This is a genomic window from Actinomyces dentalis DSM 19115 (assembly GCF_000429225.1).
Classification (GTDB): domain Bacteria; phylum Actinomycetota; class Actinomycetes; order Actinomycetales; family Actinomycetaceae; genus Actinomyces; species Actinomyces dentalis.
Genome location: NZ_AUBL01000072.1, coordinates 1 through 13,959, shown reverse-complemented (window position 1 = coordinate 13,959; position 13,959 = coordinate 1). Strand labels below are relative to the sequence as shown.

14 protein-coding genes are annotated in these 13,959 nt (G+C 72.5%); 8 read left to right on the top strand and 6 right to left on the bottom strand.

Annotated elements, in window-relative coordinates; all coding sequences use genetic code 11:
* The 5 genes from G446_RS17905 to G446_RS17900 form a co-directional block, all read left to right on the top strand.
* Positions 1–513: HARBI1 family protein (locus G446_RS17905; RefSeq protein ID WP_034470574.1), on the top strand; the 513-nt coding region annotated here is incomplete at its 5' end.
* 463 nt (positions 514–976) lie between these two features.
* On the top strand, positions 977–2,848 hold the full coding sequence (dnaK, locus tag G446_RS0112715; RefSeq protein WP_026410426.1) for a molecular chaperone DnaK: 1,872 nt from the start codon (positions 977–979) through the stop codon (positions 2,846–2,848).
* Positions 2,845–3,618: a nucleotide exchange factor GrpE gene (locus tag G446_RS0112710; protein ID WP_026410425.1), complete on the top strand. Its 774-nt coding sequence runs from the start codon at positions 2,845–2,847 to the stop codon at positions 3,616–3,618. The genes dnaK and G446_RS0112710 overlap by 4 nt, the downstream gene beginning before the upstream one ends.
* A gap of 181 nt (positions 3,619–3,799) precedes the next feature.
* The gene (locus G446_RS0112705; RefSeq protein ID WP_026410424.1) at positions 3,800–4,819 is read left to right on the top strand and encodes a DnaJ C-terminal domain-containing protein; all 1,020 of its coding nucleotides are present in this window, start codon (positions 3,800–3,802) and stop codon (positions 4,817–4,819) included.
* Positions 4,816–5,259 (top strand): heat shock protein transcriptional repressor HspR, encoded by a 444-nt coding sequence (locus G446_RS17900; protein WP_051286001.1) that lies wholly within the window; start codon positions 4,816–4,818, stop codon positions 5,257–5,259. The genes G446_RS0112705 and G446_RS17900 overlap by 4 nt, the downstream gene beginning before the upstream one ends.
* Here G446_RS17900 and G446_RS0112695 read toward each other — a convergent pair.
* Together G446_RS0112695 and G446_RS0112690 are read right to left on the bottom strand one after the other, a co-directional pair.
* Entirely contained in the window at positions 5,252–6,469 is a 1,218-nt protein-coding gene (locus G446_RS0112695; RefSeq protein ID WP_026410423.1) for a HAMP domain-containing sensor histidine kinase, read from the bottom strand. The two genes, G446_RS17900 and G446_RS0112695, sit on opposite strands and share 8 nt — an antisense overlap.
* Position 6,470: 1 nt before the next feature.
* Positions 6,471–7,130: a response regulator transcription factor gene (locus G446_RS0112690; protein WP_026410422.1), complete on the bottom strand. Its 660-nt coding sequence runs from the start codon at positions 7,128–7,130 to the stop codon at positions 6,471–6,473.
* 241 nt (positions 7,131–7,371) lie between these two features.
* On the opposite strand from G446_RS0112690, the gene G446_RS0112685 reads away from it, so the two are divergent.
* The 3 genes from G446_RS0112685 to G446_RS0112675 all read left to right on the top strand — a co-directional run bounded on the left by G446_RS0112685 (position 7,372) and on the right by G446_RS0112675 (position 9,443).
* Positions 7,372–7,854 carry a hypothetical protein gene (locus G446_RS0112685; RefSeq protein WP_026410421.1) on the top strand — a complete coding sequence of 161 codons (483 nt, stop codon included), beginning with the start codon at positions 7,372–7,374 and terminating at the stop codon, positions 7,852–7,854.
* Between the two features lie 182 nt (positions 7,855–8,036).
* Entirely contained in the window at positions 8,037–8,543 is a 507-nt protein-coding gene (locus G446_RS17895) for a hypothetical protein (RefSeq protein WP_051286000.1), read from the top strand.
* 87 nt (positions 8,544–8,630) lie between these two features.
* On the top strand, positions 8,631–9,443 hold the full coding sequence (locus tag G446_RS0112675; RefSeq protein WP_026410420.1) for a hypothetical protein: 813 nt from the start codon (positions 8,631–8,633) through the stop codon (positions 9,441–9,443).
* A 35-nt stretch (positions 9,444–9,478) separates the two neighbouring features.
* On the opposite strand, the gene G446_RS0112670 is transcribed toward G446_RS0112675, so the two are convergent.
* The 4 genes from G446_RS0112670 to G446_RS20415 form a co-directional block, all read right to left on the bottom strand.
* Positions 9,479–11,944 carry a prolyl oligopeptidase family serine peptidase gene (locus G446_RS0112670; RefSeq protein ID WP_026410419.1) on the bottom strand — a complete coding sequence of 822 codons (2,466 nt, stop codon included), beginning with the start codon at positions 11,942–11,944 and terminating at the stop codon, positions 9,479–9,481.
* Between the two features lie 126 nt (positions 11,945–12,070).
* Positions 12,071–12,253 carry an antitoxin gene (locus G446_RS0112665; protein ID WP_026410418.1) on the bottom strand — a complete coding sequence of 61 codons (183 nt, stop codon included), beginning with the start codon at positions 12,251–12,253 and terminating at the stop codon, positions 12,071–12,073.
* On the bottom strand, positions 12,240–13,076 hold the full coding sequence (locus tag G446_RS0112660) for a hypothetical protein (RefSeq protein ID WP_026410417.1): 837 nt from the start codon (positions 13,074–13,076) through the stop codon (positions 12,240–12,242). Before G446_RS0112660 ends, G446_RS0112665 begins: the two co-directional genes overlap by 14 nt.
* A gap of 136 nt (positions 13,077–13,212) precedes the next feature.
* The coding region (locus G446_RS20415) for a hypothetical protein (protein WP_026410416.1) at positions 13,213–13,959 on the bottom strand (747 nt) is incomplete at its 5' end.

The window sequence follows — 13,959 nt, the reverse complement described above, 5'->3', positions numbered from 1 at the left end:
CTGGCGGTCCTGCTGCTCACCGCGGAGGAGGTGCCCCGGGACTGCGACTACGTGGTGGACGGCACCCTCTTCCCCTGCCTGGACTGGCGCAAGCGTCGTGATCTGTGGTCGGTCAAGCACGGGAGCGCGGGCATGAACGTCCAGATCCTGGTCCGGCTCGATGGAGGGTTCGTGTGGGCCTCCGACCCTTATCCGGGGTCCATGCACGACGTGGCCGCACTGGACGCCTCCGGATTGCTGGAGGGAATGGATCCCTCCGGGTGGATCGGCGACAAGGGGTACGTGGGAAGGGGAATGATCACGCCCCATAAGAAGCCCCCCAACGGAGAACTGAGCGAAACCGCGAAGGAGGAGAACAAGAGCGTCAACAGGATCCGCCAAGTCGTCGAGCGCACCATCGCCCACATCAAGTCCTGGAGAATCCTCCACACCCCCTACAGGAGACCCCTGGAAACATTCGAGCAGACCATCACCGCGGCACTCGCACTCTATTCCTTCAAGACCACCCACTGAATAACCTTCCTGGTTGGCGCCCAGGAGCATGGTGAAACCGTCTCCCATGTCCCAGGCTCGGATGGGATGGTGATAGGCGTGAAGGATCTCAGTCTCTCAGGCCGTGCTTCAGCGCCGATCCGGCAATGATCGGTTCGTCCACAGATCCAAGGTAGCTTGCGACGTGCTCTCCGGTCGAGAGGTGCGGTCGGTGGGATCTCGAGAGACATCGCAACTCCCGGTGCGCCGAGGCGGCTCGGACCGGCGGGCGGCGTGAGGGGCGCGACGACGCACCCCACGTCGCGTGTCGCAGGTCACTTGCGAGTCCTGGAATGGATCGCCCTCGGCAAAGGTTGAGCCCATCAGACTCAAGGTTGCGAGGCGCGAAGTTGACAGCACCGCGCTCAACCACAATCCTGAGTGCATACCACTCAAGTTCGACCACAGCCCCCCGCGAGGGCGGGGGGCGGCAAGGAGCCACCACATGGCACGCGCCGTCGGTATCGACCTCGGTACCACCAACTCCGCCATCGCCGTCCTCGAGGGCGGCGAGCCCACCATCATCCCCAACGCCGAGGGCGGGCGCACCACCCCCTCCGTCGTCGCCTTCTCCAAGTCCGGGGAGGTCCTCGTCGGCGAGGTCGCCAAGCGCCAGGCGGTCACCAACGTCGACCGCACCATCTCCTCGGTCAAGCGCCGCATGGGCACCGACTGGTCCGTCACCATCGACGGCAAGAAGTACACGGCCCAGGAGATCAGCGCCCGCATCCTGGCCAAGCTCAAGGCCGACGCCGAGGCCTACCTGGGCGAGAGCGTCACCAACGCGGTCATCACCGTCCCGGCCTACTTCAACGACGCCGAGCGCCAGGCCACCAAGGAGGCCGGCACCATCGCCGGACTGACCGTGGACCGCATCGTCAACGAGCCCACCGCCGCGGCCCTGGCCTACGGCCTGGACAAGGGCAAGGAGGACGAGCTCATCCTCGTCTTCGACCTGGGCGGCGGCACCTTCGACGTCTCCCTGCTGGAGGTCGGCAAGGACGACGACGGCTTCTCCACCATCCAGGTGCGCGCCACCAACGGCGACAACCGCCTGGGCGGCGACGACTGGGACGCCCGCATCGTCGACTGGCTGATCAAGCAGGTCAAGTCCAAGAACGGCGTGGACCTGTCCAAGGACAAGATCGCCATGCAGCGCCTCAAGGACGCCGCCGAGCAGGCCAAGAAGGAGCTGTCCTCGGCGACCTCCACGAACATCAACCTGCAGTACCTGTCCATGAGCGAGTCCGGCCCCGTCCACCTCGACGAGAAGCTCACCCGCTCCCACTTCGAGGAGATGACCGCCGACCTGCTCGAGCGCACCAAGGTCCCCTTCCACAACGTCATCAAGGACGCCGGCGTCAAGCTCAGTGAGATCGACCACGTCGTCCTCGTGGGCGGGTCCACCCGCATGCCCGCGGTCTCCTCGGTCGTGCGCGAGCTGACCGGCGGCAAGGAGCCCAACAAGGGCGTCAACCCGGACGAGGTCGTCGCCATCGGCGCCGCCCTGCAGGCCGGCGTCATCCAGGGCGACCGCAAGGACGTCCTGCTCATCGACGTCACGCCGCTGAGCCTGGGCATCGAGACCAAGGGCGGGGTCATGACCCGCCTCATCGAGCGCAACACGGCCATCCCGACCAAGCGCGCCGAGGTCTTCTCCACCGCCGAGGACAACCAGCCCTCCGTGCTCATCCAGGTCTACCAGGGCGAGCGCGAGTTCGCCCGGGACAACAAGCCGCTGGGCACCTTCGAGCTGACCGGCATCGCCCCGGCCCCGCGCGGCATCCCGAAGATCGAGGTCACCTTCGACATCGACGCCAACGGCATCGTCCACGTCTCCGCCAAGGACCACGGCACCGGCAAGGAGCAGTCCATGACCATCTCCGGCGGCTCGGCCCTGCCCAAGGAGGACATCGACCGCATGGTCAAGGAGGCCGAGGCCCACGCCGAGGAGGACAAGAAGCGCCGCGAGGACGCCGAGACCCGCAACACCGCCGAGCAGCAGGTCTACTCCATCGACAAGCTCCTCAAGGAGAACAAGGACAAGCTGCCCCAGGACGTCCACTCCGAGGTCTCCGACGCCGTCGGCGAGCTCAAGAAGGCCCTCGAGGGCACCGACATCGCCCCCGTCAAGGCCGCTCAGGAGAAGCTGAGCGAGGCCTCCCAGAAGATCGGCCGGGCCCTCTACGCCCACGAGCAGGCCCAGGCCGCCTCCGCCGCCTCCGGCGCCCCGTCCGAGGCCCCCGCCTCCGGCGCCGGCGAGGACGACGGCATCGTGGACGCCGAGATCGTCGACGACGAGGACGAGTCCAAGTGACCGGGCAGTCCGATCCCGGGCAGTCCGGCCCCGGGCAGGACCGGCCCCTGGACCCGGCCCTCGCCGACGCGGTGGAGTCCGCCTTCGACGGGGTCCGCGACGAGCTGGGGGAGGACCCCCAGGCCGACCTGGACACCGGGGCCGCGGGTTCCGACGGGGCGGCCGCGGGTTCCGACGGGACCGCCGCCGCCTCCGACGGGGCGGCCGCGCCCGGGGTGTCCGCCGCCTCCGGTGCGCCCGGCCCCGACGGGCCCGCCCGGGACGACTCCGCCCCGGGGCCGGCCGAGGACGGGACCGCCGAGGACGAGCCGGCCTCCGAGCTCGACCTGGCCAGGGCGCAGGCCGCCCGACTGACCGACGAGCTCGCCCGGGCCCGCGCCGACCAGTACAACCTCCAGCAGGAGTACCAGGGCTTCGTGCGGCGCTCGCGGGAGGGGGCGGCCGGTCACCGCGAGGCCGGCCGGGCCGCGGTGGTCGAGGCGCTCATCCCGGTCCTCGACGAGATCGAGCTGGCCCGCCAGCACGGCGACCTGACCGGCACCTTCGCCACCACCGCGGGCAAGCTGGAGACGATCCTGGCCGACAAGTTCGGCCTGGTCCGCTTCGGCGAGGTCGGCGAGCCCTTCGACCCCACGCTCCACGAGGCCCTCATGGCCACCGAGTCGGACGAGGTGGACGAGCCGAGCATCGCGCTGGTCCTCCAGCCGGGCTACCGCCTGGGCGAGAAGGTCGTGCGCGCCGCCCGCGTCCAGGTCGCCAACCCCGCCTGACCGCGCCCAGCCGGATCGCCCGACCGGTCGGACGCCGGCCGGTCCGGGCCTCTCGGCACCCGGATCCGACGGCGGGGGACGCCCTCCCCGCGAGGCCGCCCCCGCCGTCGGACCCGACGCCCCCACCCATGACGATTCGAAAGACACACCCACGATCACCACAGACAGGAGGCGGTGATACATGGCCGGCCAGGACTGGATGACCAAGGATTTCTACGCGGTCCTCGGCGTCGCCAAGGACGCCGACTCCACCGCGATCAAGAAGGCCTACCGCGCGCTCGCCAGGAAGTACCACCCCGACCGCAACCCCGACGACGCGGCCGCGGCCGAGAAGTTCAAGGAGATCGGCGAGGCCTACGCGGTCCTGTCCGACGACAAGGAGCGCCAGCAGTACGACGCCATCCGCTCCATGGCCGGGGGCGGCGCCCGCTTCACCTCCGGCGCGGGCGGGGGCGCCGGCGGCTTCGAGGACGTCTTCTCCTCGATGTTCGGCGGCGGCAACGTCCGCTTCTCCACCTCCGGGACCGGGGCCCCCACCCGCGAGGAGTACGAGGAGATCCTGCGCATGTTCGGCGGCGCCGGCGGGGCGAGCCCCTTCGGCTCGCGCTCGCGCGGCCCCTTCGGCTTCGGCGGCTTCGGCTCCCGGCCCGAGCCCGTCAAGGGCCAGGACGTGCTCACCGGCGCGACCCTGACCCTGCGCCAGGCGGTGTCCGGCGAGACCGTGGAGCTGACCGCCGACGGCAAGACCATGACCGTGCGCATCCCGCCCGGAGTCCACGACGGCCAGAAGCTGCGCCTGCGCGGCAAGGGGCGGCCCGGGCAGGCCGGCGGCCCGCCCGGCGACATGGTCGTGTCCATCTCCGTGGCCAAGCACCCCGTCTACTCCATCGACGGCGTCAACCTGCGCATGGACCTGCCCGTCACGCTCAAGGAGGCGGCGCTGGGGGCCGCCGTCGAGGTCCCGCTCCTGGACGGGACGACGACGAAGGTCAAGATCAAGCCGGGCACCTCCTCGGGCACCGTCATGCGGCTGCGCGGCAAGGGCGTGCACACCGCCAAGAAGACCGGGGACCTGCTCGTCACCGTCCAGGTGGCCGTCCCCCGCCGGCTCTCCGCGCAGGCCCGCACCGCCCTGGAGGCGTTCGACGCCGCCATGGAGGCCGACCCGCGCGAGACGCTGCGCCAGGAGGCCGTGACATGAGATCACGGCGGGCCGCCGGGCAGGGCCTGGGATTCCTCGCCGACGACGCCGCCGAGCGGGCCGTCTACGTCATCTCGGTGGCCGCCGAGCTGGCGGGCATGCACCCGCAGACGCTGCGCCAGTACGACCGCCTCGGCCTGGTCTCCCCGGCCCGCGCCTCCGGGCACGGGCGCCGCTACTCCCACCGCGACGTCGAGCGCCTGCGCCGCGTCCAGGCCCTGAGCCAGGAGGGCGTCAACCTGGAGGGCATCCGCCGCATCCTCGATCTGGAGCTGCGCCTGGAGGCCCTGGAGCGGGAGAACCGCCTGCTCAGGCTGAGCCAGGAGGCGATCGAACGGGTCTTCGCCGTCGCCGCCGACGGCGAGGTCCAGGTCGTCCCCGCGCGGCCGGGACGGGTGCGGGAGGGGCGGAAAACCGCTCCTCCCGCACCCGTCATGTGATCTCGGCGGGCCGGTCCCGCGCGGCCCCGTCCGCCCGCACCGGCAGGTCGAGGACCGCGGTCAGGCCGCCGGAGGGGTTCGCGGACAGCTCCAGGGCGCCGTCGTGGGCCTCGGCGACGGCGGAGACGATGGCCAGGCCCAGGCCGTGCCCGGCGCCCCGGGTCCGGCCCCGGCCCGAGCCGCGCACGAAGGGCTCGCGCAGCGACTCCAGCCGTTCGGCGGGCACGACCGGGCCGCCGTTGGACAGCCGCAGCCGGGCCCGCCCGCCCGCGCGCACCAGCGACAGCTCGACGGCGCCGCCCGGGACGTTGTGCCGCACCGCGTTGCGCAGCAGGTTCGACACCGCCTGGCGCAGCAGCACCGGATCCCCCTCCACGACGACGGGGCCGTCGGGGGGGCCGGGCAGGGCCACCTCCCGCGCGGAGGCCTCCGGGGCGAGCTGGGCGAGCGCCGCGCCCACCACCTCGCCCAGGTCCACCTCCTCGCGGTAGACGTCCCCCGACTGGGCCTCCGCCAGGTCGAGCAGGGCGTCGACGGTCTCGACATTGGCCCGGTTGGTCTCGCGCAGCCGCTGCGCCAGGGACCGCAGCTGCTGCGCGGAGGCGTCGGGGTCGGCCAGGGTCACGTCGATCATCGTCTGGGCCGTCGCCAGCGGCGTGCGCAGCTCGTGGGAGGCGTTGGCCGCGAAGCGGCGGTAGGTGCCCAGCGAGGTCTCCAGGGAGTCGAGCATGTGGTCGTAGGTGTCGGCCAGGTCGCGGATCTCGTCGCGCGGGCCCTTCAGCGCCAGGCGCTGGCTGAGGTCGCCCGAGGCGGCCCGCTTGGCCGCCTCGTTCATCGTCGACAGCGGGGCGAGCATCCGGCCGGCGACCACCCAGCCGACCGCGCTGGAGGCCAGGGCGAGCAGGACGAGCGCCCCCAGGGAGATCGCGAGCATCTTGTCGAGGAACTCGGACATGAGGGTGACGCGCAGGTAGACCTCCCCCTCGCCGCCGTCCGGACTCATCTGCTCCTCGGGGACGGCCAGCTGGAGGCGGCTCATGTAGAGGTAGACGAGGGCGATGAGGGCGGCGCCCGACCCGGTCACCAGGCCCGCGTAGGTCAGGGTGAGCCGGGCCCGGATGGTCAGTCGGCGCGGGCGGGGGTCCGGCGCCGTCCGGCCGCCGGCGGACGGCGCGGTCGGGGCGGTCGGGGCGATCGCGTGCTGCGCCACGTCAGTCCCCGAAGCGGTAGCCGACGCCCGGGACGGTCTGGATGACCCAGGGCTCGCCCAGGCGCTTGCGCAGGTGGGAGATCGTCACCCGCGTCGTGTTGGAGAAGGGGTCGGCGTTGGCGTCCCAGGCCTTCTCCAGGAGCGTCTCGGCGCTGAGCACCCCGCCGTCGGCCTCCATGAGCAGCTGGAGGACCGCGAACTCCTTGGGGCTCAGCCGCACGAAGTGGCCGTCGCGCGAGACCTCGCGGCGGAAGGGGTCCAGGCGCACCCCCCGGGACTCCAGGACGGGCTCGCGCGCCGGCTGGTTGCGCCGCTCCAGGGCGCGCAGCCGCGCCACGAGCTCGGGGAACTCGAAGGGCTTGACGAGGTAGTCGTCCGCCCCGATCTCGAAGCCCTCGACGCGCTCGCGCAGGGAGCGGGCCGCGGTGAGCATGAGGACTTTCACATCCGGGTGCTCGCGGGCCAGGCGGGCGCACACCTCGTCGCCGTGGACGCCGGGCAGGTCCCGGTCCAGGACGACGACGTCGTAATCGTTGAACTCCACCTGGGCCAGCGCCTCGGCGCCGTCGCCCACGACGTCCACCGCCATCGTCTCGCGGCGCAGCCCCAGGGCTATCGCATCGGCGAGGTAGGACTCGTCCTCGACCACCAGCACGCGCACGTCGTCGACCTCCTGCTTCCCGCGTCTTGTCAGCCCCGCGCCGCCATCGCGGCCCGGCGGGGCGGCCGCCGACCGGTCGCCCCGCGTCAACGATAGGGGAGGGCGGGATAAAACCCGCATAAGGACTTTCCTGAAGACTCTCGCAACATCGGCTCCGCTGGAATGGGTTCGACCCCGGCACGGACCGGGGCCGGCGCCGGACGGGCGCCGGACGGACACACAGATGTAAGGAGAATCTCCGATGAGGAACGGCAGCATGAGGGCGCTCGTGGCGGTGACCGGCGTGATCTGCGCGCTCGGAATGGTGGCCGGGTGCGGCGGCAAGGACTCGGCCGGGGCGGCGGCGTCGGCCAGTAACGCGGCCCAATCCGCCGAGGATTACAACCTCAAGTTCGCCCAGTGCCTGCGCGACGCGGGCTTCAACGTGTCCGACCCCTCCGACAACCAGGATCCGCGCAACGAGAACGCGGGCGGGGACGCGGCCGCCTTCAACGCGGCCGCCGATAAGTGCCGGGAGAAGCTCGGCACGCCGCCCGGCGGGGACGGCTCCCAGGACCTCAACAACCCCGACGTCATCAAGGAGGACATCGCGATGGCCGAGTGCCTGCGGGCCGATGGCTACGACGTCAAGGACCCCGAGCCCGGCAAGGGCCTGTCCCTCGACCTGGGCACCATCCCCAACTCGGCCATCCAGAAGTGCGCCGACGCGACGTCCAGCAAGTAGGGGTCCGCAACCAAGGGGGTCTGCCGTCCAGCGGCTCCGGCCGTCCGGCGCTTCCGGGCCGCCGGAGCCGCTAGACTCATCCAGCATCCATCTGCAGATCATTCGCGGAGCCGGCGGCTCGTGCTCATCGGCCCGGGGCGGGTAGTCTGTAGGCACCCCCGATACGAAGGACACTTCTCACCATGACTCAGCAGAATCCCGGCCAGCCCTACATCCCGCCGTCGGCCTCCTCGGGCTCCGGCGCCTACAACCCGCAGCAGTACCAGGCCCAGACGAGCCAGTACCAGGCGGGCGGGGCGGCCTCCGCGCAGTACCAGACGACAGGGGCCCAGGCCCCCTACCAGCCGCAGGCCTCCTTCCAGCAGACCGGTCAACAGTTCGCCATGGCCCCGGCGCAGGACTCGTTCTTCGCGAACCTGATGGACACCTCCCGCGACTTCGTGAACAAGTTCGGCAAGCTCGTCTTCCTCGTGGCGGTCATCGCCATCCTGGTGAACCTGATCTACGGGGCTTACAACGAGGGTCGATCCGTTTCCTCGCTCGTCCGCCTGGACGGCGATTACAACGCCCTGCAGTTCCTCCTGAATCTGCTCGCCAACATCCCCTGGGCCCTCACCCAGATCGGCCTGGTGCGCCTGTTCATCGAGCTCGTGCGCAACTCGACGTCGAACAGGGGCGCCGCGGCCTGAGCGCCCGCCCGCACTGAGGGCCGGGCCGACGATCGCCGTCGGCCCGGCCCTCACCGCTCCGCCGCCCACCCACGAGTGAGGATCCCCATGCCCAGCCCCTACCTCGATGACGACGGCGAGCCCCGCTACGGGCGGCGCGCCAGTCCCGAGGAGCTCGAGGCCATACGCCGTGAGCAGGGCATCGACGCCCCGGCCGACGCCCGGCCAGTTGGCGCCCGGCCGGTCGGGGGCGCCGATCGCGGGGCCGGGCGGGATCCGGGGCGGAGCGAGACGGAGGACAACCCCTACGCGCGCCGCGGCGCGCGCCCCCGCTCCGGCGGCGCGTCCCCGGTCGGGCGCGGCCCTCGCGGCCGGGGCGGCACGTTCCCCCCGGTCGACCCCCGCAGCCCGGGCGGGTTCGGCGGCGGGGCGGCCGCCGGGGTCCCGCGGCGGCGCCGACGCGGCCGGCGCACGCTGGTGACCGGGCTGATCCTGCTCATCGTCGTGCCACTGGTCCTGCTGGGCGGGGCGCTGGCCCTCGTGCTCAACGGCTTCCCGTCCGCCGGGGCAGTGCTCACCGAGTCCGGCGAGGTCTACTTGGACGCGGGCGCCGCCTCGGCGCTGTACTCCACGAGCGCGGACGCCCCGCTGTCGGAGTGCTCCGTCACCGGCCCCTCCGGCCAGGCGGTGCCCGCCGAGCAGTCGGCGGGCGCGGACCTGCCCTACGTCTCCTTCACGCCCCCGGCCACCGGCCGTTACACCGTCTCCTGCCCGGCCGGCACCGCGGTCGTCGTCGGACCCGCCATGCGGATGGACCGGATCCTGCCCGCCTCCCTCATGATCCTGGCGGCGCTCGGCTCGGGGGTCGCGGGGCTGGTCGTCGGCGCCGCGGGCCTGGCGCGCGTCCTGCGGCGCGACTGAGGCGCGGCGTAGCAGACGAAAACGGGACCGGCGCCTCAGTCCGGACGGCCCGGTGCCAGGCGGCGCCAGGCGAACTCGTGGACGAGGGCGCTCATGAGGGCGCGCTGGGCGTTGGTCGAGGCCCGCCCGTGCCCGCCCTCGGAGTTCTCGAAGTAGGTCACGTCCTGCCCCAGGGCCGCCATGCGGTGGGCCATGGTCCGCGCGTGCGCCGGGTGGACGCGGTCGTCGCGCGTGGAGGTGACCAAGAGCACCGGCGGATAGTCGCGCCCGGGCTCGAGCAGGTGGAAGGGCGAGAAGGTCCGGATGAACTCCCACTGGGCCGGGTCGTCCGGGTCGCCGTACTCGGCCCGCCAGGAGGCGCCGGCGAGCAGGCGGGTGTATCGGCCCATGTCGAGCAGCGGGACCTCGCACACGACGGCGCCCACGAGCTCGGGGTGACCGGTGAGCATATTGCCCACCAGGAGCCCGCCGTTGGACCCGCCGTGGACGGCCAGCTGCGCCGGCGTCGTCACGCCCCGCTCGATGAGGGCGCGGGCCACGGCGGCGAAGTCCTCGTAGACCCGGTGGCGGTTCTCCCTCAGGCCCGCCCGGTGCCAGTCGGGCCCGTACTCCCCGCCGCCGCGGATGTTGGCCATCACGAAGGTGCCGCCGCGCTCGAGCCAGGCCTTGCCCACGACCGGCAGGTAGCCGACGCCCAGGGACACCTCGAAGCCGCCGTAGCCGTAGAGCATGGTGGCCACCGGACCGGCGGACGGCCGGCCGACCTGGAAGTAGGGCACGCGCGTGCCGTCCTCGGAGACGGCCGCGTGCTGGGTGACGACGACGCCCTCGGCGTCGAAGCGCTCGGGGGCCCGCCGCAGCACCTCGACGCGTCCGAGGGAGCCGTCGGCGCCGAGCTCGCCCAGGGCCAGTGTGGTGGGTCGGGTGAAGGAGGAGACGGTCAGCCACAGGCGGTCGTCCCCGCGCGGGTCGACGGCGGCGGCGGCCACGGCCAGCAGGGCGCGGCCCGGCCGCAGCAGGCTCTCGTCCGACGGCGCGAGCGCCTGCGGAGCCCGCGCCTCCCGCGGGATACGATCCTGCGGGGCCCGCGTCTGCGCTCGCGGGGCCTCCCCGGCCCGTCCGGCCTTCCCGGCCTCCCCGGCCCGTCCGGCCAGGGCCGACAGGTCGAGGCGGCGGCGCGCCCAGGGGCCGCCGGTCGGCGGCGGCGGGGTGAGGACCTCCAGGGAGGCGACGCAGTCGTCGAGCTCGGTGAGCACGATGTGGTGCTCGGTGACGGTGAAGTCCTCCAGGCAGGCGGAGGCCGTGGGGGTGAAGAGGGTCTCCAGGCGGGCCGATCCGCGCAGGAAGTCCCCCAGGCGGGCGGCCAGCAGGACGCCGGCGGGGTGGGTCGTCCCGGCCTCCTCCCAGGGCTCGCGCAGCCGGATCAGGAGGAGGCCGTGGGCGGGGACGGCCTGCGCGGAGGCGGGGACGGGCACGCGAACGGCCCCCGGGGCGGCGGTGGTGCCCCGGCGGGCGAGCAGCGCCCCGGACTGCGAGGCGTCCAGCCCGGCGGCGTCGCGGGGCAGGAGCCAGAGCTCCTCGGTGTAGAAGTCGGGGTGCTCGCCCACCCAGGTGCGGCCCCAGCGGTCGCGGTAGGCGAAAACGCCGGTCGAGGCCTCGGGGGCGGACAGGACGATCTCGGCCCCGGCCGGGTCCTGGCCCCGGCGGACGCGGCGGACCTGGCGGGGGTATCCCGAGGCGGTGAGGGAGCCCGGCCCCCAGTCGGCCGTCATGAGGATGGTCCCGCCCTCGTCGTCGGCCCAGGCGGCGGAGCCCTTGGAGGGCCCGCGGTGGAAGCCGCCGTCGGCCGGGTCGATGAAGGAGAGGGTGTCGAGGTCGAATTCCCGGGTGACATCGGTGTCCGAGCCGCCGTCGGACAGGTCGATCAGGGCGCGGCGGCCCGCCAGCGGCCCGGTGCGCAGCACGGAGGCGCCGTGCCACACCCAGGGCACGCCCTCCGCCGCCCCGAGGGCGTCGAGGTCGAGTAGGACCTCCCACTGCGTGGACCCGGAGTCCGCCCCCGTATCGGGGCCGGGGGCGGCGTCGGCTCCGGGGGCGCCGGCGCGGTAGGACTCCCAGGTGGTGCGCCGCCACAGGCCGCGCGGGTGGTCGGCGTCGGTCCAGAAGTTGTAGAGGCGGCCGGCGGCCAGGGCGACGCCGGGGATCTTGTCGGGGGAGTCGAGGATCTCCTCGATCGACCGCCTCATCGACTCGAAGCGCTCGCCGCCGCGGTAGGCGCTCAGGGTCTCGGCGTTGCGGGCCTCGACCCAGGCCAGGGCCTCGGCGCCCTCGATCTCGTCGAGCCAGGCGGGGACCGGCGGCAGGCCGGGGCCGGTCCGCGGAGTCTGCGGTGGAGGCGGGTCGTCGGGTCCGGCGGCGTCGGAGCGGCCCCCGGCTCCGGCGGGCCCGGTGGCGGGATCGGCGTCGGACTCGGGGCTCGGGCGGAGGGCGTCGGTGCTCATGGATCCAGTGGATCATACGGGTGCGCCGGCCGTCGGGCGCCGCCCCGCAGGCGCAGGGACCCCCGCACCCGGATGGTGCGGGGGTCCGTCCTGCGATCTCAAGACCGCGATGGATGACTCTGCGGCTCAGGCGTTGCCGATCCTGGCGTCGGCGGCGTCGCGAACGGAATCGATCTTCTCGTCGAACTTGCCGCCGGTCACCTTCTTGGCGGCCTTCGCGGCCCTGTCGAGGGCCTGATCGGAGACCTGCTCCGCCTTGTCGGAGCTGAGAGCCTCGCTGGCCTTGCTCTTCAGGTCACCAAGTCCCATGTCGTCTCCTCTCGTCGGGGTGCGCGGCGCCAATCGGCGTCGGCCTGGGTGAATCATGGCACGATCGGACGACGGCGGGTAGTCGGCGGCGCGCACCCGGGCGGTCAGGCCGCGGTGGTGATGATCTTCTCGGCGATCTGCCCGGTGAGGGCGGCGTCCAGGGTGGTGATGGTGATGGACACGTACTCCCCTTGGCGTTCGGGACGTACATGGCGGCTCCCTGGAGGGTCTGGCCGCTCACCTCCCAGGTGTAGGTCAGGACGTGGGCGTCGCCGTTCGCCGTGCTCTCGGTGGAGAACTGCCCCGGGGTTGCGCCTATGGACTTAACGGCCGTCGCGAGCGCGTCCTCGGTGACGGCCGTGCTCGCGGGGTAGGTCTGGGACAGGACGTTGATGTTGTTGGAGGAGCCCTGGGCACCGGACTGGTCGAGGATGTAGATGTCCGCGGTGGACATCGCGGTCTTCAGCGTGTCGGCGCTCACGCCGGCCTCATCGGCGATCTCCTCCAGCTTCGATTCGTCCGCCTGGATCTCGGAGGCCTTGATGACCTTCCAGTCCGCCGGGGCGGAGAAGCTGAGGCCGCTGGCATCGGCGGTGACGGTGGCCCAGTCCGTGACGGGGCCGGTGGGCTCCGGCTTCGCCGAGGCGGGTCCGCCGGAGGGCTTGTCGGAGGCGGCGCCGGTGGCCTGGGTGGCGGGGGCGGATGCCCCGCCGGTGGACGCCTCGTTGGAGCCGCCCTGCGCGCAGCCCGAGGCGAGGAGGGCGAGGGAGACGACGGAGGCGACGGCGAGCGCGCGCAAGCGGAAGAACGGTGATCGGGTCACAGGTTTTCCTTTCTCAGGGTGCGTTGATGCCGAAACGTTATCAGACTCGGTACGATCCGCTCCGCATCCCGAGTGAGGAGGTCGGGCGCGCGGTGGGGCCGGCCGGAGCCCGCCGCACCGGTTCCGCCGCACCGGATCAGGATGCGGTGGCGATAATGGTGTCGGCGATCTGCCCGGTGAGGGCGGCGTCCAGGGTGGTGACGGTGACGGACGCGTACTTCCCCTCGGTGTTCGGGACGTACATGGCGGCTCCCTGGAGGGTCTGGCCGCCCAGGTCCCAGGTGTAGGTCAGGATGCGGGCGTCGCCGTTCGCCGTGCTCTCGGTGGAGAACTGCCCCGGGGTTGCGCCTATGGACTTGATGCCCGTTGTCATCGCGTCCTCGGTGACGGTCGCGCTCGAATAGGTCCGGGACAGGACGTTGATGTTGTTGGAGAAATCCTGGGTTCCGGACTGGTCGAGGATGTAGATGTCCGCGGTGGACATCGCGGTCTTCAGCGTGTCGGCGCTCACGCCGGCCTCATTGGCGACCTCCTCCAGTTTCGCGTCGTCCGTCTGGATCTCGGAGGCCTTGATGACCTGCCAGTCCGCTGGGACGGCGAAGGTGATTCCGGCCGTGGGGGCGCTGACGCTCACGTAGCCGGCCGGGGGGTCCGCCGGCGGTGCCGGGGTGGCGGAGGGCGTGGAGCGGGTGGAGGGCGTGGGGGAGGCGCTGGGTGAGGGCGGGGCGGGGCTGTCGGTTCTGCGGCGGACGCTCACCCCGGGGGCGCTGCTCGTCGGCTCCTGCGCGGCCGTGGTGGCGGTCGCGGCGGGTTCGTCGGTCTCGGAGGATTCGGCGGATCCGCCCTGGTTGCAGGCGCCCAGGATGAGGCAGGCGCCCAGCAG

What these genes read in the sequence shown, in the direction of transcription:
- dnaK (WP_026410426.1), top strand. Translation starts at nt 977, where the DNA reads ATGGCACGCGCCGTCGGTATCGACCTCGGTACCACCAACTCCGCCATC.
- G446_RS0112705 (WP_026410424.1), top strand. Translation starts at nt 3,800, where the DNA reads ATGGCCGGCCAGGACTGGATGACCAAGGATTTCTACGCGGTCCTCGGC.
- G446_RS17900 (WP_051286001.1), top strand. Translation starts at nt 4,816, where the DNA reads ATGAGATCACGGCGGGCCGCCGGGCAGGGCCTGGGATTCCTCGCCGAC.
- G446_RS0112685 (WP_026410421.1), top strand. Translation starts at nt 7,372, where the DNA reads ATGAGGAACGGCAGCATGAGGGCGCTCGTGGCGGTGACCGGCGTGATC.
- G446_RS17895 (WP_051286000.1), top strand. Translation starts at nt 8,037, where the DNA reads ATGACTCAGCAGAATCCCGGCCAGCCCTACATCCCGCCGTCGGCCTCC.
- G446_RS0112675 (WP_026410420.1), top strand. Translation starts at nt 8,631, where the DNA reads ATGCCCAGCCCCTACCTCGATGACGACGGCGAGCCCCGCTACGGGCGG.
- G446_RS0112670 (WP_026410419.1), bottom strand. Translation starts at nt 11,944, where the DNA reads ATGAGCACCGACGCCCTCCGCCCGAGCCCCGAGTCCGACGCCGATCCC.
- G446_RS0112665 (WP_026410418.1), bottom strand. Translation starts at nt 12,253, where the DNA reads ATGGGACTTGGTGACCTGAAGAGCAAGGCCAGCGAGGCTCTCAGCTCC.